Here is a 26,115-nt window from a genome sequence, read left to right as displayed (position 1 = left end):
GTCAGTCGTCTGTGTTAGGCCGCGCTGTAGAGCGAAAATAAATGAGGCGGCTAAGGTTGGGATATGCAGGATATTAAGTTCCTATTTAATTAAATTTGGGCTAAAATGCACATTATTTTTTAAAACAGTTCTGCTGCCATCAGGTCGGCAGGCAGTACCTGAAACAGAAAGAGCCCTTATTTTAATCTCAAAAAAATATTAATCCGCATCTCAGCTAATGACAACAAGCAGCAGACCTGCAACGGGTGAACATCTTATAAGCATAGGCCGGCAACAGGTCAGAATTCGTGTGTTTGGAGAGACGGGCGGCAAAGCAATTCTTTTTTTGCATGGCTGGGGCTGTAGTGCTGATACTATGTCGGGCCTGGCATCCTCTTTGGGACCCGGTTTTTATGTGGTACTTCCGGATTTTCCGGGTTTTGGCAAAACACCGCCACCTACGCAGGCTTGGGATGTTTCGGATTACGGCACATTTGTTATGCAACTCAAAGAAAAGGTTTTTGGGAATGATATTATTGCTGTGCTTGCCCATTCGTTCGGGGCACGTGTTATGCTAAAGCTGCTTGCAGCGCCTGAGTATGCAGGAGCCTTTGGGCAGATATTACTTACCGGCGGCGCAGGAATGAAGCCAAAACGCAGCTGGCGCTACTATTACCGAACAGCTTTAGCAAAAGTGCTGAAGACACCGTTTCAGCTGCTGCCTGCTGCTTTACGTGAGCAGGGCCTTTCACGATTGCGCAAAACAGCTGTTTGGAGATCACTGGGCTCGTCGGAGTACAGTCAGCTAAGCGGGGTTATGCGCGAAATATTTGTAAAAACAGTTCGGGAATACCTGGAACCCTGCCTTCCTGAGATAGAACATGAGGTTCTGCTTGTTTGGGGCCTGAATGATGATGCAACCCCGCTATATCAGGCTGAAAGAATGGAGAAGGGTCTTAAAAAGGGTGTGCTTATAAAAATAGAATCAGCCGGACATTACGCATTCTTAGATAAGCCACAGCAGTTTGCAGCCATAGCAAAAGCTTATTTTGAAAGTAAATAAGCCATTTTTCCAATGCAGTAATCCCGCATTTGGGTTGCACAGGGCTTCAGTTAAGCCACAAAAACAAGTGTGAGAAGCACACTGCTGTGAGATAGTCGTAAATTTTACAAAAAAAAGTGTTTAGCCCTGAGATAATCCCGCTTTTTTTTAGTTATAATAGTGTAAGGATAGTGCATTCAAAGCTGATTTACCGGACTCACAAAAACACATTATCCTTGAATTATTTGCAAGCCAGACAATAAGATCGTGTTTACTTACGCTTAGGGCCGACTTTCATAACAGTATAACATTCGCCTGTGCATACTGTGAATTGTTAGGAACAAAGTGAAAGCCGGCGGTATGATTTACACGACAAAATTGCTTGAAAACATTGCCTCAATCGTTGTCCAAATCAAAGGAGACTGATAATAATGATAGTAAAAAAGCAAAAGCAGCAAAGGAAAAGAGACGTACTGCTAAAATCGGCCAGATATTCAGATTATACAGTAAAAGCAGCTTCATGGGAAAAATACTCCCATGATATTTTAAGTGTTCGTTTCAGTGTATTTGTACATGAACAGAAAGTTCCTATCGAACTGGAAGTTGATGGCTTTGACCCGGTATCTCACCATGTTGTTGTGTATAACAGCAGCGGAAAGCCTGTTGCTACCGGAAGACTGACCCCCGATGGTAAACTTGGCCGGATGTCAGTTCTGAAGGAGTACCGCGGCAAGTACCTGGGACACCTGTTAATGGTGCAGCTGATGAGCAAAGCTTTTAAACAAGGGCATCGTATTATAGAGCTAAGCGCTCAAACCCATGCAATTCCATTTTATCAGAAGTATGGATTTAATACAGTTGGTCGGGTTTATGATGATGCAGGCTTGCCTCATCAGAAGATGATTTATATCCATAAATAAAAAGACAAACCCTGATATGCGAAGAAGGCTTCCGGTACACAACCGGAAGCCTTCTTCGTAACAGCCAGTTTTACCCTGTAAAGGCTTAGTTACGTTTGGTAGTACCAAAGCAACTCAGGCTTGAATTCTGTTCCGTAGAGCCGTCTTGAAATTCCGTCAAGGGCAATCTCACCCCGCTCAGCGAGATAAAGCTCATGGCCGGCTGTTGCCTCAAGAAACCCGAATTGAACCAGGTCGTTGATAATGAGATAGCCAAGTTCAGCAGTAGTGCCGCAGTTTTTCTGAGCAAACTCCCGGGTAAGAGGCGGCTGCGGCGGTAAACCTGCAAGCCCTAAAATGTTGAATTCAGCCGGAGTAAGCGGGTAGCCTTCCGAACCGGTTGTAAGCAGCGAATCCCAGGCTTTTTGAGAGTAATGAAGCCCAAACCAGCGCTTTGTTCTTTTGATTATTCGATGGGTAACTGCACAGCTTACTATTTCTGCTGCAGGTACATCGAAGGGTTCGCCCCTTGATCGGTAAAGGGAAACGAGGGTGGCCAAATCCAGAATCTGAATATTAGGCGGATACAAAAAACAGGGTTGCACAAATGCTGACATTAAAAACGGCTAACGACCCGGCAGGCAAGGGCCTATTTGGTTTTTTGTTTGATGAGCTCAACAGCCTGCTCCATACTGAAACTCTGTGCATCTGTATCTTTGGGCAGGCTGATGTTCTTTTTACCAAACTTAATGTACGGGCCGTAGCGGCCGTCAAGAATGTTGATAGCATCTCCTGTCTTGGGGTGAGGCCCGAGTTCTTTGAGTACCGATGCGCTGCCGCGCCCGCCACCTCTGCCACCGGTTTTCTGCTGTGCAAGCACTTCGAGCGCCCGGTCGAGCTTTACATCAAGCACATTATCGTCTTTCCCGAGCGATTTAAACTTGCCGTCGTGCAGGATAAACGGACCGAAACGGCCAACGCCGGCTTTTACTTCCAATCCGGTTTCGGGGTGGTTGCCAAGGGTTCTGGGCAGGGAAAGAAGTTTCAGGGCCATCGGTAAATCTACGTCTTCGGTGGTCATGCCTTTGAGCAATGAGCCGCGTTTGGGCTTTTTATTGCTCTCAGTTACTTCACCAAGCTGCACATACGGGCCATAGCGACCGGTAAGCATATAAACATTTTCTCCGGTTTCAGGGTGCCTGCCGAGAATATCGGGCCCTTCTTCCGAGATTTCGATCAGCTCTTTAATTTTATCAGCTGTCAGGTCGCTTGGTTCCATACTTTCGGGGATGGAGGCTGAAACCACTTCTTCACCTTTTTTCATCTGAACATAGGGCCCAAAACGGCCTACGAATAGTTCGATACCGTCAAGCCCTTCGAGCGGAAGGTTAATTCTCCTTGCTTTGGCCGGGTCAATCTGCGACTCCTGTTTTTCAACGTTTTCTTTTAAGCCTTTTTCCCCTTCAAAATAAGATTTGATGTAGGAAAGGCGGTCGTAGGTGCCGTGGGCGATTTCATCCAGCTGATTTTCCATTTCGGAGGTGAAATGCGTATCAACCACGTCAGGAAAGTGCGTTTCCAGCAGCTCTGTAACGGCAAATGCGGTAAAGGTAGGCACAAGGGCTGATCCGTCTTTTTTTGCATACTTCCGGTCCTGAATGGTTCCGATAATGGAAGCATAGGTGCTCGGCCGGCCAACACCTTCTTTTTCCAGAAATTTGATAAGGGTAGCTTCTGTAAAGCGGGCGGGCGGTTTCGTTTCGTGGGTTACGGCTTCAAGCTTTTTACAGCCCAGTGTGTCCTGTTCTTTAAGTGCAGGCAGAGGCTTATCCTGATCTTCCAGCTGTGCTTCCGGATCATCGCTTCCCTCAACATACGCCCGGAAATAGCCCGGAAAGAGGATGCGTTTCCCTGAGGCCTTGAAGTGGGTTTCGATGAGGCCTTCGTCAGTTGTTTTGTCGGCAATGTTTTGCCTGGCAGATGTTTTGCCGGGGGTAACGATACCCTCAATAAGCACATTGGTAAACGCAATGCGTGCTTCGGCCATTTGCGTGGCAACGGTGCGTTTCCAGATAAGGTCGTATAACTTGAGCTCGCGACCGCTAAGGCCGGTGTCGTTTGGTGTTTGAAACTGATTGCCGGCCGGCCGGATTGCTTCATGAGCCTCCTGAGCGGCTTTTGATTTGGTGGTGTACCGGCGCTCTTTTTCACTCAGGTACTCCGGGCCGTATAGTGATTCGACGCCCTTGCGTGCGGCGGTAATCGCCTGATTCGACAAAAAGGTAGAATCTGTACGCATATAGGTAATGAAGCCTTGCTCGTACAGGGCCTGTGCCACACGCATGGTATCGCCTGCAGAGAAACCGAATTTCCGGTTGGCTTCCTGCTGAAGGGTTGAGGTTGTAAACGGAGGTGCCGGTGAGCGTTTCTGCTCTTTGGTTTCAACCTGAAGCACACGCCACACGCCGTTTTCCAGTAACTGATTTTTGAGCATTTCAGCCTGCCCGAAGCTGAGCAGTTCAACGGCATCGGGCTTTTTGAGCTTGCCTGTGTTTTCATCGAAATCTTTTCCTGAAGCAAGGCGCTTGCCGTTAAGGGCACTCATTTCAGCCTCAAACTGAGAATTTTTGCTTTCCGGAAAAAGCACAGCTTTCAGATCGCAGTAGGTACCGCTACGGAACCGCATCCGCTCCCGCTCCCGGTCAACAATCAGCTTTACAGCAACAGACTGCACCCTGCCTGCGGAAAGGCCGGGTGCAATTTTCTTCCATAAAAGCGGGGAGATGGTATAGCCTGCAAGCCGGTCGATAATGCGGCGTGTTTCCTGCGCATCAACCAGATTCATATCGATTTCCCGAAACTCTGTGAGTGCTTTTTTGATGGCATCCTCAGTAATTTCATGAAAAACCATGCGCTTTACAGGCACCTTAGGTTTCAGAACTTCACGAAGGTGCCAAGAAATGCCTTCTCCTTCGCGGTCTTCGTCAGTTGCAAGTATCAGCTCATCAGCTTCTTTAATTAAATCCTTGAGCTTCTTAACAATTTTCTTTTTTTGTGTAGATACCACATAAAGAGGCTCATAGCCGTTTTCAGTGTTGATGCCCAACGAAGCCCATTTTTCTTTTTTTATATTGGCAGGCACTTCTTTGGCCGATGCCGGTAAATCGCGGATGTGCCCGTTAGAAGAATCTACCACATAGCCTTTTGGCAGGTATTTTTTGATGGTTTTAGCTTTGGTCGGGGACTCAACAATGACTAAGGATTTCATATAAAAAGTTAATACGTGATATAATTAGAGAGAATCGATGAGTTCAAGCAGTTCTGTTGCATGATCAGCAGGATTGAGCTTCTCGATTACTCCCAAAACGGATCCGTCTGTACCGATTACAAAGGCTGAACGGGAAGGACCTTCGTAAGTTTTGCCGTACATTTTTTTCTCAACAACAGAATCTGTTGCCTTTGAAAAGGCGTTCGCGGGGTCGGAGGCCAAAATATAGCTTATGCCAAGCTTCTCCGCATACTTTTTATGTGAACCGCAGCTATCCTTTGAAATGGCGATGAGGTTGTAGCCTCTTTCCGCAAAACTGCCTGCATGTTCGGCAAGGCTTTTATTTTGTTTATCGCAGCTGCCGGTATTGTTTTTCATATAAACAGAAACGATTGCAGGCTTATCAAGCAGCTCAGCAAAGCTGACTTCCGTTTCTGATCCGCCCCGAATTACCTTAAGAGTGAATTCTGTATTGATTTTATCGCCTTTGGTTACCATAGTGCAAAAAAAGTTTGGTTTTGGTTGATGTTATTGAACATCCGGTTTTCAGAAACCACTGAAGCCAGCTCATTTTTTTCACAACAATTTTTCTAAAGAGCAAAATGAAAAAGTTTCCCCAATAAAAAAAGAAGCATAAAAATTGCGCAAGGGCAGGCCCTGCAGTTTTCGGTAAAGGATGTGTGGCCCAAAATGGAACCAGGCCTTATAAACGTTCCTTAAATGCCTTTACAGCTGAATAAAGCCAGCCTCGTTGCAGTCTGAATATACTGCTGGTTCAGGCCCTGGCATCACTGAAGAGCCGCTGAACACCTTCGGCCTTGTTGGCTATGCTTTCACAAACCAGATCGCACAGGTTGTAAACCGATTCGTCTGCAATAAAATAATACACATGGAGGCCCTCTTTACGCCGGCCGAGGATGCCGTGCGAAATAAGCAGGGAAAGATGTTTGGATACATTCGCCTGCCCGGCCCCCGTAAGCTCTACCAGGTCCTGAACGCAGTACTCCCCCTTTTGCAGGCAAGCGAGAAGGCGCAGACGCATAGGCTCACCTAACACTTTAAACCGCTGTGCTACGTGTTCGAGGGTTTGGTCGTTAAGTTTAGGCATACAAAATACTTAAGTGAAAAATAAGGGAGCTTGGGTTGAACAATTATGATTCCCGGAGCATGTAAACGGTAGTTGAAAACAATTTGTGAAGCGACTTTATAAGGTATGAAAAACGCAACTATATAACTAATCGGTAATTTAATGTGTTTGTGATCTGAGAATGCAGTGAATGTATCTTGGTTCTAAATCGTTTGTATCTTAAGTTCAGCCGCCATACCCGGGCTGTAAAACCTGATTTACGCTGCCATCAGCTGCTATCAAACTGCTTACTAACAATGCCTGATTCATTTCCTTCCTCCCAAAGCCTGCACCGGCTTTTTTGATACTCCGCAAAAAAAAATTCAAATTTGCTGTAAGGTTTCAGGCCTGTGTGAATCTTAATGCAAAACAACTAATACGAGAACAAAAAAGGAGACACAACATATGTCCAGTTTAAATAAAGCAATGGTTATCGGTAACTTAGGTGCTGATCCAGAGGTACGCTATACTTCAAATAACACAGCTGTTGCTACACTTAGTGTGGCAACCTCCGAGCGTTACCGCGATAACAACGGTGAACTGCAGGAGCGGACCGAGTGGCACAGAATTATCGCCTGGGGTAAGCTTGCTGAACTCTGCCAGAATTATCTGAAAAAGGGTAACAAAGCCTACTTTGAAGGGCCGATACAAACCCGGCAGTGGGAAGATAAAGACGGACAAAAGCGTTACACTACGGAAATTAAGGCTTTGAACATCGTGCTGCTGACACCCCCCGGGCAGGGCAGTTCAGGAGGTGATTACAGCAGCTCAGGCGCTGCATCAAAGCCTGGTATAGCCGCATCGGGCGATGTTAACAATTTCTCAGATAATACACTTAACGAGGTCGAAGACGACCTTCCGTTTTAACGCCCGGCCCTGTAAACAACCCAAAGCCCGATCTGCAAGCTGTAGCAGGCCGGGCTTTGTTATTTTATCAAACCGGCAACTTGCAGGGCAGTTACACTGACTGTTAGCAGGTGAAAGATGCCACTTTTAATTAGTATATTTAGAACTGTATTTTTAAGGTTTACCTTTTGCCTTTACCGAAAAAAACGCCGGCCTTATTCCGGGTTAGTGCGTACTGATTACTAATTTATCTGTTCCGTTGGAGCCTCCGCATTTATCACTGTCTGATTTTAGCATTGCTGTCGCGCAAACGCAGGCTGAAGCCATCGGGCATCTCAATACCCTGGATCCTGTAGAAACCGGGCTGCAGTTACTTGTCATTTTTCTGGGGCTCATCTTTTCGGCCTTCTTTTCCGGTTCTGAAGTCGCCTACTTTTCGCAGCAGAATACAACCCGCTTCAGCGATAAAGAAAAGCGGCTCGACAGTCAGGAGATGCGTGTAAAGCGCATGCTTGATGAGCCACGGCGGCTGCTTGCTACCATTTTAATCGGAAATACAACAGCTAATATAGTAACAGCCGTTTTTGCTGCTGTTGTAACCGGTAAACTTATTAAAGCCTTCGCTTTACCGGCCTGGCTTATTTTTTCGGCCGAAATACTGATTCTCACTTTTACTATTGTAATCCTGACTGAGATTACGCCGAAAATTCTTGCTTTAAAAAATACCTATACTATTTCCCGGCGCCTCAGCGGCCTGCTGTTGTTTTTCTTTTTGATTTTATCGCCCCTTGCCCGCATTATCGCTCACTCAGCTGCCAAGCTCGAAGCCCGGATTCCAACACAGCAGGATGAGATCAGCTCAGAAGATATCAAAACCATTGCTGAAGTTGGTGAAAGGCAAGGTACCTTAAAGGGGGAAGAACGTGAGATTATCGAAAACGTAATTGAGTTCAGCAATACGCAGGTAAAAGAAATAATGACCTCAAGGGTAAACATGGTTGCAGTTTCTACAGAGGCAACTTTGGATGACGTGCTTGCCCTCATCCGGGAAAAAAGCATCTCCCGCTTCCCTTTGTTCGACGGTGATCTTGATACCATAACCGGTATTATTCACGCCAAAGATATTCTTCCGTTTCTGCTGTCCAATCAGGACAGCTCCGTAATAAACTGGCAAACCAATGCCCGAAAGGCGTTGTTCGTGCCTACCTCAAAAAAAATTGATGACCTCCTTCGCGATTTTCAGCGGGAGAAAACACACGTTGCTATTGTTGTTGATGAGTACGGAGGTACCGAAGGCCTCATTACACTTGATGACATTCTCGAGGAAATTATCGGCGAAATTCATGATGAGCACAGCGAGACTGAAGAGCTTTTTGCCCGTACTGAAAACGGAGATTACATTTTTGAAGCAAGAGTCGATCTCGATGATGTAGCGCAGGTGCTTGACCGTGAACTTACAACCGACAATGACGAGTATGAAACCCTGGGTGGGTTAGTGTATCACCTAACCGAGCGTATCCCCGAAGAAGGGGAACAGATCATATTCAGGGGCCTGGAGCTAACGGTACATGAAACTGAGAACAACCGCCTCCGGAAAATAAGAATTCATGTGCTCCCCGATGATTATCTCGATGATGCCTCGGGTGAAGGAAGCGGAGCCGACTAAAGTTTTTTTGCAGGATGACGCACTTCTGCCCCGCCCTGCCTTTTCTGCTAATAACAAAACCTGCTTATTACTATGATAGAACGCTACAGCCGGCCGCAAATGGCGGCAATATGGACCGATCAGGCGCAGTTCCAGGCCTGGCTTGATGTTGAACTTGCAGCCTGCCGTGCCTGGAGCGAGCTGGGGCACATTCCTTCCGAAGATGTGGATGAGCTGTACAACAATGCCGGCTTCTCAATTGACAGAATCCTTGAAATTGAAGCTGTTACCCGGCACGATGTTGTAGCTTTTACCCGCGCGGTTTCCGAAACGCTGGGCCCCGAAAAAAAATGGATACACTATGGCCTTACCTCAACCGATGTGGTTGACACAGCATGGGGGGTACGGCTCAAAAAAGCCAATGAAATTCTTGCCGCCGGCATTCAGCGCATGTGTGATGTGCTCGCTGCCAAAGCCATTGAGCACAAGCACAGCGTAATGATGGGCCGCACACACGGCATTCACGCAGAGCCCACAACTTTTGGCCTGAAATGCGCTCTTTGGTTTGCCGAGATGAAGCGCAACCAAAAGCGTTTTGTTATGGCCGCCGCTGATGTAGAAGTCGGTAAGCTTTCCGGGGCTGTTGGCACGTTTGCGAACATCCCGCCGGAGGTTGAGGAAATTACCTGCCGTATTCTCGGTCTCAAAGCTGCCGAGATTTCCACCCAAACCCTGCAGCGCGACCGCCACGCCTATTACGTAGCTACCCTTGCTACGATTGCATCCACCCTGGAAAAGATGGCAGTTGAAGTGAGACATCTCCAAAAAAGCGAAACCCGGGAAGCTGAGGAATATTTTGCCGCAGGTCAGAAGGGCTCGTCGGCCATGCCGCATAAACGGAATCCGATTTCCTCAGAAAACATCACCGGTTGTGCAAGGGTGATTCGCGGCTACATGGTTACGGCATTCGAGAACGTGCCGCTGTGGCATGAGCGCGATATTTCACACTCATCAGCGGAGCGCATCATCCTGCCCGATGCTACCATTTTGCTGGACTATATGCTCCACCGATTCGCCCGCGTTATGGAGCAGCTTGTGGTTTTCACCGGTCGCATGAAGTCGAATATAGACCTCACACACGGTCTTGTTTTTTCTCAGCGCGTGATGCTCAAGCTCATAGATAAAGGGCTCAGCCGCGAAAAAGCCTACGATACAGTACAGCCGCTTGCCATGCAGGCCTGGGAGCAGCAAACACATCTCAAACCCCTGGTTTTGGGCAGTGATGCCGTACGTGAGAAACTCTCGGAAGAAGATGTTGAAGACGCATTCGATCTTGGCCACCATATGGCACAGGTTAACCGGATTTTTGCCCGTGTCGGGCTTTAGCGGCTTTGGCCAGGCCTGACCAAAGCCTGCAATAAAGGAGGCGGGAATTAAACTATAAAAGCTTTTCCAGGGCTTCCCGCTGAATTTTACCCATTTCGTTACGCGGTATTCGCTCCGGAAACCTGAATTCGGCAGGTACCATCCATGCCGGCATTTTTTCTTTGAGCCAGCTACGGAGCTTATCCGGATCAGGTTTGTCGCCCTCAAACACGATCCAGGCAACCAGCCTCTGCCCCCATCGGGCATCCGGCAGTCCGCCTACTACCAGGTCGGCAATCCCGTCTATTTCGCTGCGCAGTATGGATTCAACTTCCCCGGGGTTGATGTTTTCCCCTCCGCTTACTACGAGATCAGAGCGCCGCATTTCAATGTAAACCCAGCCGCCGGAGTCTTGCCGTGCGTAATCGCCGGTGCAGAACCAGCCATCAGCATCAAACGAGGCGGGGCTGTTTGCGGGGGCATCGGCGTAGGTATTGATCAGCTGTGGTCCCTTTAGCCAAAGCAGGCCGGTTTCTCCTGCCGGTAAAACGGCTCCGTACGCATCCCGGATCTGAACATAATGTCCGGGGTTTGCTTTGCCACTGCTGCCAAAAGGGGCGTTACCCAGCTCTTTGTAGGGAACACTGATTACATGGGCACAGCTTTCGGTCATACCGTAGCTTTTCATTACAGGTACTGCGCGGGAGCGGGCTTCTTCGATTAGCGCGTTGGGTGAAGGTCCTCCCCCAAGCAAGATGGCTTTAAAACCGGGATGAACAATCAGGGCTTTTCCGATTTCAAGCAGTTGGTCAAGCTGTGTGGGTACCATAGAGGCCAGAGTGAGGGATTCATTTCCTGTAAGTTGAGCCAGCATTTCATCGTAACCACACATGCGCGCATCAACAATGGAGTTGCCGTTCAGCCACGACCGAAGTACAACTGCTGCGCCGCCAATATGATTGAGCGGCAGGCAAAGCAGCCACGATTCGAGTCTGTCAGGGAGCAGGCTGGTTTCCATACTACTGAATGCGGCCTGCATCTGTGCCCGGCGCAGCGCGACAAGCTTGGGCGCGCCGCTGCTTCCTGAAGTAAACAGGTAGCTGAAAATTGATTCCGGATCATCTGTATAAGACCTTGTTGGAAAGTCGTCGCCGTTGTTTTTAAGATATTCATCCAGAGCCTGCTTCCAGTGGTAGGGTACCGGGTTAAGCAGGTGTTTTGCACGGGCTGTGATAGTGGCTGATGCGAGTGCGGGTTCAATCCAGTAGGGAACAGAAGCATGCCAGCATGCAGCAATAAACTCCGGAGCCATGCGGTGATTGGCGGGGAAGCTAAGCGGTTGCTCAGGTTCAGAGCAGTATTGTGTGTGCCAGCGCTTTATGACGGCCGCCATCCGGATTACCGTTTCCCGGGTAGAGCGGAGGTCGAGAAGCCCGCCTGTTGCCGCCGAAAAAATAAACGGAACAGGAGGCCGGAAGTTAAACGGTAAATTCATATAGCTTATGTAAAACGCTGTAGTTCAGCGATTTAGGGTTTAATAGGGGGGCAATGCCGGCCGTTTCGAACAGCCCGTTAAAAATCGGGTCAGGCTCATTAAGCGTATCCTGTGAAAGCAGGCTGCCGGTTGAGAGTCCGTGCGCCATAGCTGCGTTATCTGACAGAGCCGCGGCAAGAACGGCGGTATCTCTGCGGGCAAGAGCGCTGTCGAGAGAAGTGGTGAAAATCATATCCGTGCCCGCTTTTCTTGCAGCATCAGAAATCCGAAGCAGGTTTGTAATGCTGCCGCACAACATAGGTTTAATAATGAGCACATCAGCCAGCCTGTTACTTAGAATTCGCTGAACATCCGCAGGGGTACGGGCGGATTCATCTGCAGCAAGGGGGATGCTGGTTTGGTTGCGCAACCAGGCCATGTGGTGGTCATCATCCGGCTGAACCGGCTGTTCGCAGTACTCAATCGTGAGCGGCTCGAACTTTTGGAGTACTGCTGCTGCTTCTTTAGGATGCCAGCAGCCATTAGCATCGAGGCGCAGTTTAAGTGCGGGAAAAGTATTCCGGATGGTTTTAAGGGCCGAAAGTAGCTCGTCAGCTTCTCCTATAACTTTGTATTTAATGGTTTTGAAGCCATGGGAAACAGCCTGCCTGGTTTTAGATGTAATTTCAACAGCACTGCCCAGGCCAATGGCGGCATTTACGGCAACGCGGGCAGCCGCAGATTTTCCAAGAACTACAGTAACGGAAGTGTTGCTGTTATGAGCTTTGTGCTTAAGCCAGAGTACAGAGCAGGCAAACTGAAGGGATGGCGGCATACTATCAGAAAAATCCGGAAGGTCGTGCAGGCTCAAGAATCGGTACCAGCCGGGATTTGAAGACAGATAGACCAGGATATCAGTAAGGTTTTCGGAGGAGAAGCCGGGAAGAGGCGCGGCTTCTGATGCGAGCAGGTAGCCCTGATCATCCAGCAAAAAAAGCAACCCCTCCCGCGTTTCAAAAATATGACCGGCTGTGCGAAAGGGTGTGCGAAAAGGGAGGCTGTATTTAAAGATCGTTAGCTTCATGCTTTATGCACCAAGCACCAAACCGGCTGAAAAAAATATGCCAAAGGCGGCCATAAACTGTGCGGTTTGTTCGAGGGTTTTGTTGAGGCTTCGCTTGTCGGGTACAATCAGTACGTTGCGGTAGAGAACAGCTGCAGGCAAAATCAGAGCCATTGGCAGGAGTACTTGCCAGTTATAGCCTTCCTGAACAAAAAAGTGCGGAGGGATGGCAAATGCCAGGGCTAACATTAGGCCGTATTCGATTTTCAGAGCGCTATCGCCAAAAAGTACGCCGAGGGTCTTTTTGCCGGTAATGCGGTCTTCTTCGGCATCGCGGAGGTTATTGATTACCAGGATATTCGTGCAAAGAGCACCCGCTGCAATGGAAGCCCAAAAAGCCTGTGCCGACCAGGTAAAGGTGTTGAGATAGTACGTGCCCATCACCGCTACAAAACCAAAAAAGAGGAAGACAAATACATCGCCTAACCCATTATAGCCCAGTGGAAAAGGGCCGCCCGTGTAAAGAATTCCAAACAAAATGGATAGCAGGCCGATCAGCAAAATAACCCAGCCGCCGTGCCACACCAGATAGAGGCCCAGCACAAAAGCAGCAGCCATGGTAAGGATTGTTGCACGCAGCATTTTTTCCGGGGCAATAAGCCCGGCTGAAGTTGCCCTTACGAAGCCGATCCGATTGGTGCTGTCTGCCCCTTTTTTGAAATCGTAGTAGTCGTTTGCAAAGTTGGTGCCAATCTGAATCAGAAAAGCGCACATCAGAGCTGCGAAGGTGGGCAGGGCAAGAAAGGAATCATGGCTGTAGGCAAGGCTTCCGCCTATCAGTACGGGAACAAAAGCAGCGGCAAGGGTTTTGGGCCGCATGGCGGCGATCCAAACCGAAAGCTGTGACTGAGGGGGAAGCAGGGCCGAATCGGGTGTGCTCACAAAAAAAAGTTGGAATTTGAACAGTAATTGAAACAGTTGGCTATGGGCATCTGAAAATACTGATTCATCATCAAAATCATTCCCTAAAATGGCAGCTGCCCTGTTTTTAAGCTGAAAGTGCGGGTTCAGGCTGTAAGCACTTTTTTACTTGCAGAATTAGGGCGTAACGCATCACATCTAATCTAAAAGCGCTTTTTAGTTGTGTTAAGGCTATGCGACCTACCAAAGTTTGGGGTTAAACAAATTGGACTTAAAAAAGTATGGCATTTAGGAAAAATTACCTTATTATTGAATCCGAATCAGACCGGTGCAAAGCGCAACCGGCCCTCAAAACAAATCCAAGACTATATTATGAGTAAATCTTTCAAACGATTCGATGCAATAGCTGCTGTAAAATCCCCCGGAAACGGCTCTTTAAGTGAGAGCGGCAAGGCATTCGACATCCTTGGTATTTTCGGTGAAAATGCACTTCATCTTACTGAATTGAAGGCCCGTCTTCCAAAAACAATCTGGAAGGAACTCAAAAAAACGGTCACTGATAATGCACCTTTAAATCCGGATGTGGCCGATGCAGTTGCAGTTGTAATGAAAAACTGGGCTACTGAGCGCGGTGCCACACACTACACTCACTGGTTTCAGCCGCTTACCGGACATACTGCTGAAAAGCACGACAGCTTTATTACGCCTAATCAGGGTGGCGGTGCTGTAGCCGAGTTTTCAGGCAAAGAACTGATTCAGGGTGAGCCGGATGCCTCAAGTTTCCCGAGCGGCGGCCTGCGCCCCACTTTTGAAGCACGTGGTTATACCGCCTGGGATCCTACTTCCCCGGCCTTCATCATGGAAAATGAAAACGGTGCAACCCTTTGCATTCCTACGGCTTTTGTTTCCTGGAAAGGTGAAGCTCTCGACCACAAAACCCCGCTGCTGCGTTCGGTTGAAGCTCTGAACAAAGCCGGCTTACGCGCCCTTGAGTATTTCGGTATTGAGGCTACACGCGTTACTTCTACCGTAGGTGCAGAACAGGAGTACTTCCTCATCGATAAGGAATTTTTCTATCGCCGTCCGGATCTCGTGATGGCCGGCCGCTCTCTTTTTGGTGCCGTTCCGCCTAAAGGTCAGGAGCTCGACGACCACTACTTCGGGTCTATTCAGGATCGTGTGCTTTCCTACATGCTTGATGTGGAAAAAGAACTTTACCGACTCGGAGTTCCTGTTAAAACACGCCATAATGAAGTAGCCCCGGGCCAGTATGAGATTGCCCCGATTTTTGAAACCGCCAACGTAGCGGCTGACCATCAGCAGCTTACCATGATTGTGCTTCGTAAGATAGCCCGGAAGTATGACCTGGTTTGTATCATGCATGAGAAACCTTTTGCCGGCCTGAATGGAAGCGGCAAGCACACCAACTGGTCTGTAAGTACTTCTGACGGATTAAACCTGATGGAGCCGGGTAACGACCCGCATTCGAATATGCTGTTCCTGTTTTTCTGTACCGCTGTTATTTCAGCAGTAAGCAAACATCAGGATTTGCTCCGGGCTGTTATAGCCTCAGCAGGCAATGATCATCGCCTCGGTGCGAATGAAGCACCTCCTGCCATAATCTCAATTTTTCTGGGCGATCAGCTCGACGATATCTACAATCAGATTAAATCTGGTGAGCTGAAGTCGTCTAAGAAAGGTGGGCTGCTTGGCCTCGGAACCCCTGTATTGCCGCCGCTGCCAAAACATGCCGGCGACCGAAACAGAACCTCTCCCTTTGCCTTCACCGGCAATAAGTTTGAGTTTCGTGCAGTAGGTTCAGCTCAATCGATCTCACTGCCGGTTACAGTGCTGAATACGGTTATGGCCGAAGCCGTAGACTACATGTGTGACCTGCTCGATGAGCAGCTCAAGAGCGCTGATTTTGAGTCGGCACTCAAAGTTGTACTCACAAACGTGACGAACGAGCATCATGCCATCCTCTTTAACGGCGACGGCTACTCAGAAGAGTGGCAGGTAGAAGCAGCCAAACGCGGCCTGCTTAACCTGAAAACCACTATGGATGCCCTGCCATACCTTAAGAGCAGCAAAAATGCAGCCCTGTTTGAAAAGTACAATGTGCTCAGCCCGGCCGAGCTCGAATCCCGTTTTGAAATTTTTGTGGATCAGTACTTCAAGGGTATCAACATTGAAGGTGAAACAACCGCATCAATGGTTCAGACCATGGTAATCCCGGCTATTATCCGTTACCTGAATGAGCTTGCCGCTACCCTTGACCGCGGCGAGAAGCTTGGTTTTACGATTTCCGGTACTAAGCGCGTAGCAGATCATCTTGCTAAAGAGCTTGATGCCCTTATCGAAGCCAATGAAAAGCTTATGGAGCAAAATGCAGAACTCGGCGGCGAAACCGAGGTTGAGAAGGCTGAGCATATGCGGACTAACATCATCCCTGCGATGAACAAGGTGCGCGAGATTGCCGACCGCCTCGAGCGTTACGTAGCCGACGATTACTGGCCAATGCCTACCTACAAAGACATGCTGTTTATAAAGTAAGCAGCATCTGCAAGGCAGTGTTTTTATAAAAAGGCGGCTTCCGTTCGGGAGGCCGCCTTTTTTTGTGAGATTTGTAACAAAAAATCGCATAATAGTTGCGTAATTGCATTAAATTATTATAATGCACTATCATAACCCAATGGATTGCTCTGTAATCCGTTGGCCTTCCATAAATAAAATCGTTTTCTATCGATCATTCGTTACAGCCCTCCCCCTAAATAAATGCCCCTCCGCTTTTACACACAACCAGCTGTGGTTGCTGTGATGCTTTTGCTGATGCTGTTACAGGTCAATGTGCTGCATGCCCATGGTTCGGGAAACGTATCCTATGCTTTCAATGATACCCAACAGCAGGCAGAACAGGTTCAGCAACCCGAAGCCGCAGCCCCCGTGCCGCAGTTTAGTCTTGCGCCCGGTTTTTATACCGAGCCTATCAGCCTGTTCATCTCTTCCGGAGGGCAGGCTGTAATTCGTTATACAACCGATGGGAGCGAGCCCGATGAAAACAGCCCGATATTCGACGGGCCGTTGCTGTTGGGTTCAAGGGTCGGAGAGCCGAATGATATTTCAATGATTCCAACCAACAACATCGACCCGGCACACGATCAGTACAACGAAGCCTGGCAGCCTCCATTTGGTGAAGTCTTTAAAATCCACACCATCAGAGCACGTGCCTATATTGAAGGTATGCAGCCGGGTGAGGTGATCACGGGGAGTTTTATCATTGATGAAGCGGGCCTCAGCCGGTACAGCATGCCGGTTATTTCCATTACTTCGCACAGGGATAATTTTTTTGATAATGAAATCGGAATCTATGTGCCCGGCAATAACCTGAATTACAATCAGCGCGGGCGGGAATGGGAGCGGCCCGCATGGATTGAGTTTTTTGAGGATGACGGCTCACTTGCTTTTTCGCAGGGTATTGGTGTGCGAATACACGGCGGCACAAGCCGCAGCAGGCCCCGCAAATCACTCCGTTTGTATGCCCGCTCTGATTACGGAACCTCCTGGATTAACCATCAGATATTTCCTGACAAACCAATCGGGCAGTTTAAGCGGCTGCTGCTCCGAAACAGCGGTAACGACTGGGACGGAGCTATCTTTCGGGACAGCTTCATGCAGTCGCTCATACGGGGCCTTGAGGTTGATATGCAGCACTCACGCCCGGCCATCGTATTTATTAACGGGGAATACTGGGGCGTGCACAATATCCGCGACCGGCTTGATGAGCGCTATCTTGAAACCCATTACAGTTTAGATTCGGGAAATCAGGAAAGCTTCACGATTGCTGAAAACAACTCCGTTTTTGACAGCGGAAACCCAGAGGGCCTCACGCACTACAATCAAATGAGGTCATTCCTCAATAATCCCGGTGTAGCAAATAATGCCAATTTTGAAGAGCTCCGCAACCGTATGGATGTGGAAAACTTCACCGATTACTTTCTGGCACAGGTTTATTTCCGCAATACAGACTGGCCGGGAAACAATAAACAATACTGGCGCGGAACAAACAGTACGCTTCCGGAAGGTGAACCCGGTGCTGACGGGCGCTGGCGATGGATGATGTTTGATACTGATTTTGGTTTTGGGCTTGATTTCAACTACGTAGAGGGTTATCAGGAGGGTCCGGCACATAACACCCTTGCATTTGCTCTGCAGGATAACGGACCCGGATGGCCAAATCCGCCATGGGCAACCTTCATCCCGCGGCAGCTGCTTCAAAACCAGCAATACCGGCGTCAGTTTATCAACCGGGCGGCAGATTTGCTGAACACGGTTTTCAGCCCTGAGTACGTACAGACCCGGCTGGATTCACTTGAGGCCATGTATCTGCCTGAAATTCAGGAACACATCAACCGCTGGAGGCGCCCGGTTTCGGAGGAAACATGGCAGCAGCATATTCAGGTAATGCGTGATTTTGCCGCTGAACGCCCTGATTTTCTCCGGCAGCACATCCGGCAGCAGTTCAACCTGTCATCGGCTCCGGCACAAATCACCCTTGATGTAAGCGATCCTGCGCACGGGTACATCCGTATCAATCAAACGGAAATCAGACAGGGCACACCGGGTATTAGCGCTCAGCCCTACCCCTGGTCGGGTACCTACTTTAGTGGTGTATCAGTAATACTCGAAGCGGTTGCCCGAACAGGCTATGTTTTTTCAGAATGGACTGGAAGCGTTTCTTCAACCGATTCCGCTATCGCTGTATCACCGCAGCAGGCTACCAACCTGACGGCTGTTTTTGTTCCGCAGGATGACGACGGAGCTGAGCCACCTATTGATCCTTGGCACATGGTTCAGGGCGATTTTACGTTCAGCAGCTGGAGTGCAACCGAACAGGCCGGTACTTACCCCGCTCATATGATGTTCTATCAGGCTACCGTTGCCGATCCTACCCTTACATCTGAGTTTAATGAAGCCTGGACCCTTCCCTATAACCTCTCAAACCGCAGCCGCTTAAATGGCCTTGGTGATCAAGGGCTCGGGTTTATTAATACAGCTAACGCGCAGGAAGAGGGCGGCGGCTGGCTGGGTGCAGCAGTCGTGGGGCTGAACACATCAGGTACTGCACAGCTATATGCCGGTTGGAGAGGCGGTACCGTATTGCCGAATTCACGAGTCTATAACATTCGCTTGCAGTATCGCATCAGCCCGAATGATAATTTTGAGGATGTTTTGGACAGCAATGGTGAACCGGTACAGTACGAGCGGAACAGTTCAGCAGGCCACAGTTCCTATATAGGCCCAGTAGAACTGCCTCAGGCAATACTCAACCGCAGCTATGCGGAATTACGTTGGGTATATTACTACACCGGCGTTCGCCTCGATAGTGAAAGCGGACAGCGCAGCAAGCTGAGGCTGGCAGACATCCGCATATCGGCAGAACCTTTTGAAGTGAATGAGCCACTGCAGTTTGCGCAGCTGAGCCCAACAGCTCAAACCGGTTTTTCTTTGAAGCCTTTCGAAGTAATTGTGTTTGATGCAAGCGGTAATGAGGATTCCGGTTTTAACGGCACTATAACACTCAGCAAGGCTGATGGCCCCGGAGAGCTAACCGGAAACCTTACAGTAAGTGCATCAGCCGGCCGCGCGCAGTTTAACGGAATCAGTTTTACACAGCCTGGTATTTATAGGCTACAGGCTGCCTCCGAAACCCATAGTGTTATAAGTGAACCGCTTCGGGTGGCAGCGCTCACAGAAGTAATAATGCCTGCCTTCATGCAGGGAGCGCAGCCTGAAAATAATGACCGCATCCCTTTTGCCTATCGGCTGAAGCTCGAAGGTCTGAAGCCTAATGCAACGTACCGCTTCGCCAATCGGGTGATTGATGATGAGGATGACTATCACCAAAACGGAGCCGGAAACATGATATTTGCCGGCAATGATGCATCCTCGTTTATCCGTACCACCTCCTCCCCTGATTTTAGCCAGGCCGCTTTCGAAACGGGTCATTATACCTTTACAACCAACGGTGAAGGTCAGTATGAGGGTTGGTTTATTACGGAACCAAGTGGAAACAGGCGGTTTACACCCGGCGGTATTCTTCGCATTCGCCTGATGCTTAATGATGGCGAAGGTGGCAGCGGCGTGCATCATGTGCTTGATACAACCTCTGATATCCGGGTGCTGTCGTTCGGGCAGGAAGCTGATCAGGCTACGGGAGTAGCCGCTTTTTCTAATGCTGTACCCGGTAATTTTGTGGTAATTTATGATGATGAAACCGGTGCTGACCGCCCTGTTTATACGACTTTTGTGCAACAGTCTGGTATTCAGTTTGATGACCGCTATGCCGCTTTCTTCCGGGAGTGGGTAGAAACTACTGACGGCGGATGGGCAGTAATGCTGCCAAACGATTTCCCGTTTGGCATTAGGCGTGTTGAGGAACGCTCCCTGCTTGACGGCCACGAAATTGAGGTACTCACCAGTCCGGATGGTGTTTGGGCAGAAGGCATTTCTACGGTAAATCCATCAGGCGGAGGCAGTTTTCCCATTATTCTGGATTTACTTACACCGGTTTCGGCGCCCGGAACAGACACGGAGATGGCAGCTGAATTTGTGCTTTATCAAAACTACCCCAATCCGTTTAATCCGGCTACCCAAATCACATACTCGATTCCGGAGCCAACTCATGTACGACTTGATGTCTTCAGTGTGAATGGGCAGCTGGTAACGACCCTCCAAAACGGCATGCAAAGTGCCGGTACACATACTGTTACATTTGATGCACGAAACTTCCCCATTGCCAGCGGGGTCTATCTCTATCGGGTAGAAGCCGGCAGCTTTGTGCAGGTAAAAAAAATGCTGCTTGTGAAATAAGCCCGCAGCTGAACCCTGCCGGATTTGGAAAAGCAAGTTAATCGGGGCATATTCGGCCTGGAAACTACCCAACTATAGCCGTTAACCAAGCAAATACCAAAATGAAGCACAGTTTATTTTTTATATCAGGTATCGCCCTTATGCTATTTACCGCATGTGCCGAAAGCAATCAATCTGATTCGGAAACCTTTGCAGAGCGGGTTGAGTATGCGATCGCTTTACACGGCGGGGCCGGTGTAATTTCCCGGGATATAGATCCGGAAATTAAGCAACAATATGTTGACAGTCTCGCAGAGGCACTCGAGCTTGGGCGCAGCATGCTTGCCGATGGTGCTGATGCACTTGATGTGGTTGAACAGGTTGTTCGCCTGCTGGAAGATAACCCCCTTTATAATGCCGGCCGGGGGGCTGTTATGACAAATGCTGAAACCTTTGAACTGGATGCCTCCATTATGGACGGCCGTAACCTTGCTGCCGGTGCAGTAGCAGGTGTAACAACGGTGAAGAACCCTATCACCCTTGCCCGCCATGTGATGGAAAACTCGCGGCATGTGCTTTTTGCCGGTGAAGGCGCTGAGCGCTTTGCCGACGGCGCTGGTGTTGAGCGTGTAGAACAGTCCTGGTTCTACACCGAGCGTCGCCATCAACAGCTGATACGCGCAAGGGAGCGCGATGAAGTAACCCTCGATCATGACGACAGTGCGCAATCCATGAATCCGTATCAGGCAATAGACGACAACAAGTATGGTACCGTAGGCGTAGCCGTGCTCGACCGCAACGGCAACCTCGCTGCAGGAACCTCTACCGGAGGCATGACGAACAAGCGTTTCGGACGGGTCGGGGATTCACCCATTGTAGGTGCCGGTACTTATGCCAACAACAAAAGCTGTGCTATTTCATCAACCGGAACCGGGGAAGAATTCATCCGGCATGCCGTTGCATTTCAGATTTGTGCAATTATGGAATACACAGGAGCCTCCCTTAATGAAGCGGCCCGCATCGTAATTCATGACAAACTCCAGCCGGGTGACGGCGGAATTATCGGGGTGAGCCACACTGGTGAAATTGCCATGATCTTCAACAGCCGGGGAATGTTTCGCGGAGCTGCCGATTCAAACGGGCGCTTTGAGGTTGCTATATGGGATGAAAACGAGGCTGAAGCTTCCCGCTAAAGACAAGGAAAGCTGCTTTACAAAACCCAAAAAGCCCGCAGAAACAGCTTTGTTCCTGCGGGCTTTTTGGGGTTAAATGAAGCTGATTTAAAATAGATTACATCACATTAAGTTTTGGTGCTGATCGAACAGATCCCGCAGTTCCTGTATGTAAATACCAAGGTCGTTACGGATCTCAAAGAGGTCGCAGTGCAGCTGCCGGTACTCAATTTCACCGAAAACCAGATTGCGTTCTTTAATGAACCGAAGGTTGTTCAGTGCACGATTGGCAGCGTGCAGCGCCTTTTTGCAAAAAGCGATATTGCCACCGAGCATATCATCAAAGAAACCAAGCGTATAGCCGGCAGCAATTTTTGCACTAATCTGAAGCACATCAGCCATGAACAGATTATACAGGTGCTGATCCTCAGTTTTTTCGAAATATAAATGCGCAGATCTCACAAGCATATGCGTGCCGAAAGCATGAGCACGGTCATAAACATCGAGATTGTCAAGTGAACCGAAGTCGCTCAAAGTGTGATCATTACTGAGCAGTTTCCATTCTTCGCCTTCATCTAAATCGTCGAAATCGTCGAATTCTCCGAGATCGTCATCACCGGATTCATCCGAATAATCGTCGTCATCATCCTGACTGTTTATTTTGTTATTATTGCTGCTGCCTGTAATCGGCGCAAAAGGATCGAAATCAAAGGGGACATCCGACCCTGGATAAGGATGTGCATCTGCATCTGCCTCTGAATTAGGTGAATCACCATCTGAATCAATCGGTTGACTGTCAGTTGCAGCAAAAAAATCGTCGTCAAAGTCGTCAAAATCGTCAATATCCCAGTCGTCATCATCGTCGGGGAGATAGGCTTCATCGAGCAGGAGTTCTTCCTCTATATATGCATCGAGCGCTTCGTGCTCCGATTCAGATTCCTGTAAAATTTTAACCCAACGCGGACCCTCGCTGCCGAAGGTTTTATCTAAGAAATGGCGGATTTCTTCACTTTTTTGTTCCGCCTCATTTATATGGGTTTCCCATCTGTGCTCGTCCCAAATATCGTTCGAAGAGTTGGATTTCATAGCAAGAAGTTGGTGCCTGGTAATGATGTGTGTCGCTGTATGGCTGATTCATCAGTAGTGATGAAGTGGTGCCGCATAAGGTACGAAGAAAAAACGGATAATTGTAGATGTCAATCCATGCGTACCTTATGCAGAAGCTACTGTTTCGGTCTAAAGTTTTTCAAGCACACCCTTGATCACATTAGTGAGCTTGGGTTCAGCGATAGATGCTGCTTCAATAATTTCATCAAGCACAACCGGCTGAAGCGATTCCGGGAAGCACTCGTCGGTGATGGCAGAGATGCCAAAAACTTCCATTTTCATGTGTACTGCGGCAATTACTTCTGGCACGGTACTCATCCCAACCACATCAGCTCCGAATAGGCGCAGGAAACGGTACTCGGCGCGGGTCTCAAGATTAGGCCCCGGAACGGCCACGTAAACCCCCTGATGCATTTTGATGCGGCTTTCGAGCGCAACTTCTTCGGCGATTTTTACCAGACGGTTGCTGTAGGGTTCGCTCATATCCGGGAAGCGATCGCCGAGTTCGTTGTCATTAGGCCCGATCAGGGGGTTGTCGCCCAGCATATTGATATGATCGGTGATGCACATGATGTCGCCACGGCGGAACAGCGGGTTCATGCCGCCGGCAGCGTTGCTTACCAGAAGCGCCCGCGCACCCAAAGCCTGCGCTACACGAACGGGAAAAGCAATTTCCTGCATGCTGTAGCCTTCGTAGTAGTGGAAACGGCCCTGCATTAGTACAACCCGTTTGCCGCCAAGGCTGCCGAAAAGCAGCTTGCCGGAGTGTGACTCAACCGTTGAAACGGGAAAGTGCGGGATGTCTTCGTAGCTGATGGTAACTTCGGCATCAAGTTCACGGGCAAGATTGCCGAGGCCGGTACCCAAAATAATGAGTACTTCAGGTTGATAGTCGGTTTTGGAACGTATAAAATCTACAGCTTCGGCTCTTTTGTTTCGGAAGCTTTCTATAGTGTCGAATGTCATTTTTAAAAAATTATGTAAACGGAAAGGTTAATCTAATTCTTCGATAAGGTCGTCAATATCTTCAGTGCCGGGTGCTGATTTGGCAATTCCGGCGGCGGTATCTTTTTTCCGGTCAACCGGCAGGGGCTCTGTTTCGGCTTCATCACGGGGGAGCTGATAAACGCCCTGCCCGTCTTTGTGGAAGCTATCCAGCGATTTCTGAGCTACATCGAGGTAGGAGCTCATCCCCCTGATAATTTCTTCGCGGCGTTCAAGTAATTTGAGGATGCTCTGCCGGATATGTTGCTTTTGCATGCGGGCTTCTTTAATAACCTGTTCGGCTTCAATTTCAGCCTTTTGAAGCTTGTTTTTGGCATCTCTCCGGGCATTTTCCATTTTTTGTTCAGCATTTTCGCGGGCAGTCTGCAGGGTTTCGTGCAGGGTTGCTTCAATTCGCTGGTAGTGGCTTAGCTTGTCGTTTACTTCGCGTACATCCCGCTCAAGCGATTTTATTTTGGTAACCTGATGCTCCCATTCGTTAGCCAGCATGTTCAGAAAAGCATTTACCTCTGCGGGATCGTACCCTCTGAGGGATTTTGAAAAATTGCGCTGCTTAATATCAAGGGCTGTAATCGTCATGGCGGCTGCACAGAGTGAGGAGTTTCGGGATGATAACGGGATGCTGCTGCCTGAGCAGGATAAAGCGCACAGGTCAGATAAAAAAAAAGACCTTGCAGCAAAATTAAGTGCAAGGTCAGGTAAGTTAACGAATTGCGGGCATTATGTCACGATTTAAGCTGATTTCTGAGTTTGCTGCTGCCGGGGTCAGCAGGGTTATCTGATGCAGGGGTGCTGTTCTCTTTGAGGTAGTCAGCTGAAATCTTCCGGGGCTTTGAGATGCGTTTTTCGGCTTTGGCAACCGCATCTTCCAGAATTACGCCATCTTCGCTTACGATTTCTTCGAGGGCCTGCAGGCGAAGTTCCGTGCGCTCCATAAACTCTCGCAGCTCTTTAACTTCCCTGCTGTTTTCATGTGCATACTTGCGGTCAATCCGGTACCGGATGAGTTTGGCTCCTGCATAAATAAGGTAGAAGGCAGGCCCGAAAACGGCCAAAATGGCAACAAGAGGGATGATGATGTCTTCGCTGAACATAAAGTCTTTTTTTTGCAGGTTGATGGATTCAGCTATGCTTGCCGTGTTAAACCGGCAATGGACATGGGCTGCTTATCTCTGCCCGCCCTGTTTGGCCCGGGCCAGCTCGTTCACCAGTCGCTGATTGGCACGCGCCGGTTCTTCCGGTTCATGGTAATAGGAGGTATTGCGGGCACGGTCCTGAAAGTTGTCGGGATCAGATACGGCAATAATTTCAAGATTTTCAATGCGCTTTTCAAGGGTCTTAATGGTCTCGTTAAGCTCGTTAATCTTTTTGTCATTACCGCTGAAGCGTGCCTTGTTCTTCTGATTTTTGTTATACATATCAGCAAGAAGGCTCATTACTACTATAATGACGATTGCGGTCCAGAGGCCCATGGTAAAATAAGATTTAAAGTGATACCTCTAAGTCAGGTATGGCTGATTTGAGGAAGGGAAGGGAAGTTTTAGCCAGTGGCGGCATGTTATATTTTTACGGATGTGATCTGTTTGCGTTTCAAAATTACTGTTGTTTATGATGATATCAAACCGCTGCATAACTTCAGTGAAAACAGGGTAAATCAGTGGCGATGATGGGTTCAGTCTACACAATCAGCATGGAGATGCCGTTTATGATGAACTGCACTCCGATACATAAGGCAATAAAGCCCATCATGCGGGTGAGGGCGGTCATACCTGTTTTACCCAGTATTTTGATGAGGCGCGGCGCTACGTAAAGTACGCCAAATACGGCAACAGCTACCAGTATAATTGCCACAAATACAAGAACTGCATCGAATACACCGGTAGTTTGTGAGCCAAAGCCGAGTACAACCGCAATGCTGCCGGGCCCGGACAGCAGCGGCATGGCCAGCGGGCTGAAGGAAATGTCGGGTTTATTCTGACTCTCCTGTTCGTCTTCAGGTGTGATTTTGCGCCCGCCTTCTGCAGGGTTAAGCAGCGAATAGGCAAACCGCATAATCATGAGCCCGCCGGCAATCCGGATGCCTTCGATACTGATCCCGAAAAAACTGATGATATACTGACCGCCAAAAAGAAAGGCCCCCAGGATGATAACCATATAAATGGCGCCCCATAAAGCTTGTTTATTGCGCTCCTTTTCCGTTAGATCTCCGGTAAGGGCCAGAAATACGGGCATGGCCGTAAACGGGTTCACGATGGAAAAAATGGAAATAAATGTTGTGAGCAGAAAACCGACGGAGATCAATGAAATCCTTTTTTTTGCGTGAGTATATTAACCCGCTTGCGTATTAGATCTGA

Annotated in this window: 21 protein-coding genes; 8 read left to right on the top strand and 13 right to left on the bottom strand. The window is 48.8% G+C overall.

Annotated features, from left to right (window positions below; all coding sequences use genetic code 11):
* Positions 1 to 217 precede the first annotated feature (217 nt).
* Both LAT75_RS00465 and LAT75_RS00460 read left to right on the top strand, forming a co-directional pair.
* Entirely contained in the window at positions 218 to 1,042 is an 825-nt protein-coding gene (locus LAT75_RS00465) for an alpha/beta hydrolase (protein WP_291480640.1), read from the top strand.
* A 410-nt stretch (positions 1,043 to 1,452) separates the two neighbouring features.
* On the top strand, positions 1,453 to 1,941 hold the full coding sequence (locus tag LAT75_RS00460; protein ID WP_291480639.1) for a GNAT family N-acetyltransferase: 489 nt from the start codon (positions 1,453 to 1,455) through the stop codon (positions 1,939 to 1,941).
* An 89-nt stretch (positions 1,942 to 2,030) separates the two neighbouring features.
* On the opposite strand, the gene LAT75_RS00455 is transcribed toward LAT75_RS00460, so the two are convergent.
* The 4 genes from LAT75_RS00455 to LAT75_RS00440 form a co-directional block, all read right to left on the bottom strand.
* On the bottom strand, positions 2,031 to 2,510 hold the full coding sequence (locus LAT75_RS00455) for a hypothetical protein (RefSeq protein ID WP_291480638.1): 480 nt from the start codon (positions 2,508 to 2,510) through the stop codon (positions 2,031 to 2,033).
* A 59-nt stretch (positions 2,511 to 2,569) separates the two neighbouring features.
* Positions 2,570 to 5,188, bottom strand: a complete 2,619-nt coding sequence (gene topA / locus LAT75_RS00450; protein ID WP_291480637.1) for a type I DNA topoisomerase — start codon at positions 5,186 to 5,188, stop codon at positions 2,570 to 2,572.
* Between the two features lie 24 nt (positions 5,189 to 5,212).
* A complete protein-coding gene (locus LAT75_RS00445) occupies positions 5,213 to 5,686 on the bottom strand; it encodes a redoxin domain-containing protein (RefSeq protein ID WP_291480636.1) in 474 nt (157 codons plus the stop codon).
* 277 nt (positions 5,687 to 5,963) lie between these two features.
* Positions 5,964 to 6,296 carry a metalloregulator ArsR/SmtB family transcription factor gene (locus LAT75_RS00440; RefSeq protein WP_291480635.1) on the bottom strand — a complete coding sequence of 111 codons (333 nt, stop codon included), beginning with the start codon at positions 6,294 to 6,296 and terminating at the stop codon, positions 5,964 to 5,966.
* A 423-nt stretch (positions 6,297 to 6,719) separates the two neighbouring features.
* Here LAT75_RS00440 and LAT75_RS00435 point away from each other — a divergent pair, with 423 nt between their 5' ends.
* From LAT75_RS00435 to purB, 3 genes are all read left to right on the top strand, one after another.
* On the top strand, positions 6,720 to 7,181 hold the full coding sequence (locus tag LAT75_RS00435; RefSeq protein ID WP_291480634.1) for a single-stranded DNA-binding protein: 462 nt from the start codon (positions 6,720 to 6,722) through the stop codon (positions 7,179 to 7,181).
* Positions 7,182 to 7,419: 238 nt separating this feature from the next.
* Positions 7,420 to 8,826 carry a hemolysin family protein gene (locus tag LAT75_RS00430; RefSeq protein ID WP_291480633.1) on the top strand — a complete coding sequence of 469 codons (1,407 nt, stop codon included), beginning with the start codon at positions 7,420 to 7,422 and terminating at the stop codon, positions 8,824 to 8,826.
* 72 nt (positions 8,827 to 8,898) lie between these two features.
* Positions 8,899 to 10,191, top strand: a complete 1,293-nt coding sequence (gene purB / locus LAT75_RS00425) for an adenylosuccinate lyase (RefSeq protein ID WP_291480632.1) — start codon at positions 8,899 to 8,901, stop codon at positions 10,189 to 10,191.
* Positions 10,192 to 10,243: 52 nt separating this feature from the next.
* On the opposite strand, the gene LAT75_RS00420 is transcribed toward purB, so the two are convergent.
* Genes LAT75_RS00420 through LAT75_RS00410 form a run of 3 tightly spaced genes read right to left on the bottom strand, consistent with a single transcriptional unit; the run spans position 10,244 to position 13,649 of the window.
* Entirely contained in the window at positions 10,244 to 11,665 is a 1,422-nt protein-coding gene (locus tag LAT75_RS00420; RefSeq protein ID WP_291480631.1) for an AMP-binding protein, read from the bottom strand.
* Positions 11,649 to 12,728, bottom strand: coding sequence for an o-succinylbenzoate synthase (gene menC / locus LAT75_RS00415; protein ID WP_291480630.1), 1,080 nt, complete (start codon positions 12,726 to 12,728; stop codon positions 11,649 to 11,651). Before menC ends, LAT75_RS00420 begins: the two co-directional genes overlap by 17 nt.
* A 3-nt stretch (positions 12,729 to 12,731) precedes the next feature.
* Positions 12,732 to 13,649: a 1,4-dihydroxy-2-naphthoate polyprenyltransferase gene (locus LAT75_RS00410; protein ID WP_291480629.1), complete on the bottom strand. Its 918-nt coding sequence runs from the start codon at positions 13,647 to 13,649 to the stop codon at positions 12,732 to 12,734.
* Between the two features lie 351 nt (positions 13,650 to 14,000).
* On the opposite strand from LAT75_RS00410, the gene LAT75_RS00405 reads away from it, so the two are divergent.
* The 3 genes from LAT75_RS00405 (at position 14,001) to LAT75_RS00395 (ending at position 21,670) form a co-directional block, all read left to right on the top strand.
* Positions 14,001 to 16,181, top strand: coding sequence for a glutamine synthetase III (locus tag LAT75_RS00405; RefSeq protein ID WP_291480628.1), 2,181 nt, complete (start codon positions 14,001 to 14,003; stop codon positions 16,179 to 16,181).
* A 264-nt stretch (positions 16,182 to 16,445) separates the two neighbouring features.
* Positions 16,446 to 20,498: a CotH kinase family protein gene (locus LAT75_RS00400; RefSeq protein WP_291480671.1), complete on the top strand. Its 4,053-nt coding sequence runs from the start codon at positions 16,446 to 16,448 to the stop codon at positions 20,496 to 20,498.
* Positions 20,499 to 20,599: 101 nt separating this feature from the next.
* Entirely contained in the window at positions 20,600 to 21,670 is a 1,071-nt protein-coding gene (locus LAT75_RS00395; RefSeq protein WP_291480627.1) for an isoaspartyl peptidase/L-asparaginase, read from the top strand.
* Between the two features lie 102 nt (positions 21,671 to 21,772).
* On the opposite strand, the gene LAT75_RS00390 is transcribed toward LAT75_RS00395, so the two are convergent.
* From LAT75_RS00390 to LAT75_RS00365, 6 genes are all read right to left on the bottom strand, one after another.
* Positions 21,773 to 22,735, bottom strand: a complete 963-nt coding sequence (locus tag LAT75_RS00390; RefSeq protein WP_291480626.1) for a hypothetical protein — start codon at positions 22,733 to 22,735, stop codon at positions 21,773 to 21,775.
* A gap of 150 nt (positions 22,736 to 22,885) precedes the next feature.
* Positions 22,886 to 23,722 (bottom strand): purine-nucleoside phosphorylase, encoded by an 837-nt coding sequence (locus LAT75_RS00385; RefSeq protein WP_291480625.1) that lies wholly within the window; start codon positions 23,720 to 23,722, stop codon positions 22,886 to 22,888.
* Between the two features lie 27 nt (positions 23,723 to 23,749).
* Complete coding sequence (locus tag LAT75_RS00380) at positions 23,750 to 24,340, bottom strand: DivIVA domain-containing protein (RefSeq protein WP_291480624.1); 591 nt, start codon at positions 24,338 to 24,340, stop codon at positions 23,750 to 23,752.
* Between the two features lie 146 nt (positions 24,341 to 24,486).
* Complete coding sequence (locus tag LAT75_RS00375; protein WP_291480623.1) at positions 24,487 to 24,855, bottom strand: hypothetical protein; 369 nt, start codon at positions 24,853 to 24,855, stop codon at positions 24,487 to 24,489.
* Between the two features lie 72 nt (positions 24,856 to 24,927).
* On the bottom strand, positions 24,928 to 25,233 hold the full coding sequence (locus tag LAT75_RS00370) for a hypothetical protein (RefSeq protein WP_291480622.1): 306 nt from the start codon (positions 25,231 to 25,233) through the stop codon (positions 24,928 to 24,930).
* Positions 25,234 to 25,438: 205 nt separating this feature from the next.
* The gene (locus LAT75_RS00365; RefSeq protein WP_291480621.1) at positions 25,439 to 26,062 is read right to left on the bottom strand and encodes a MarC family NAAT transporter; all 624 of its coding nucleotides are present in this window, start codon (positions 26,060 to 26,062) and stop codon (positions 25,439 to 25,441) included.
* Positions 26,063 to 26,115 lie beyond the last annotated feature (53 nt).

Origin of the sequence: Cyclonatronum sp. (genome assembly GCF_022565315.1) — a bacterium.
In the GTDB taxonomy this organism is placed as follows: Bacteria; Bacteroidota; Rhodothermia; order Balneolales; family Cyclonatronaceae; genus Cyclonatronum.
This window is presented reverse-complemented; position numbering and strand designations above follow the sequence as displayed.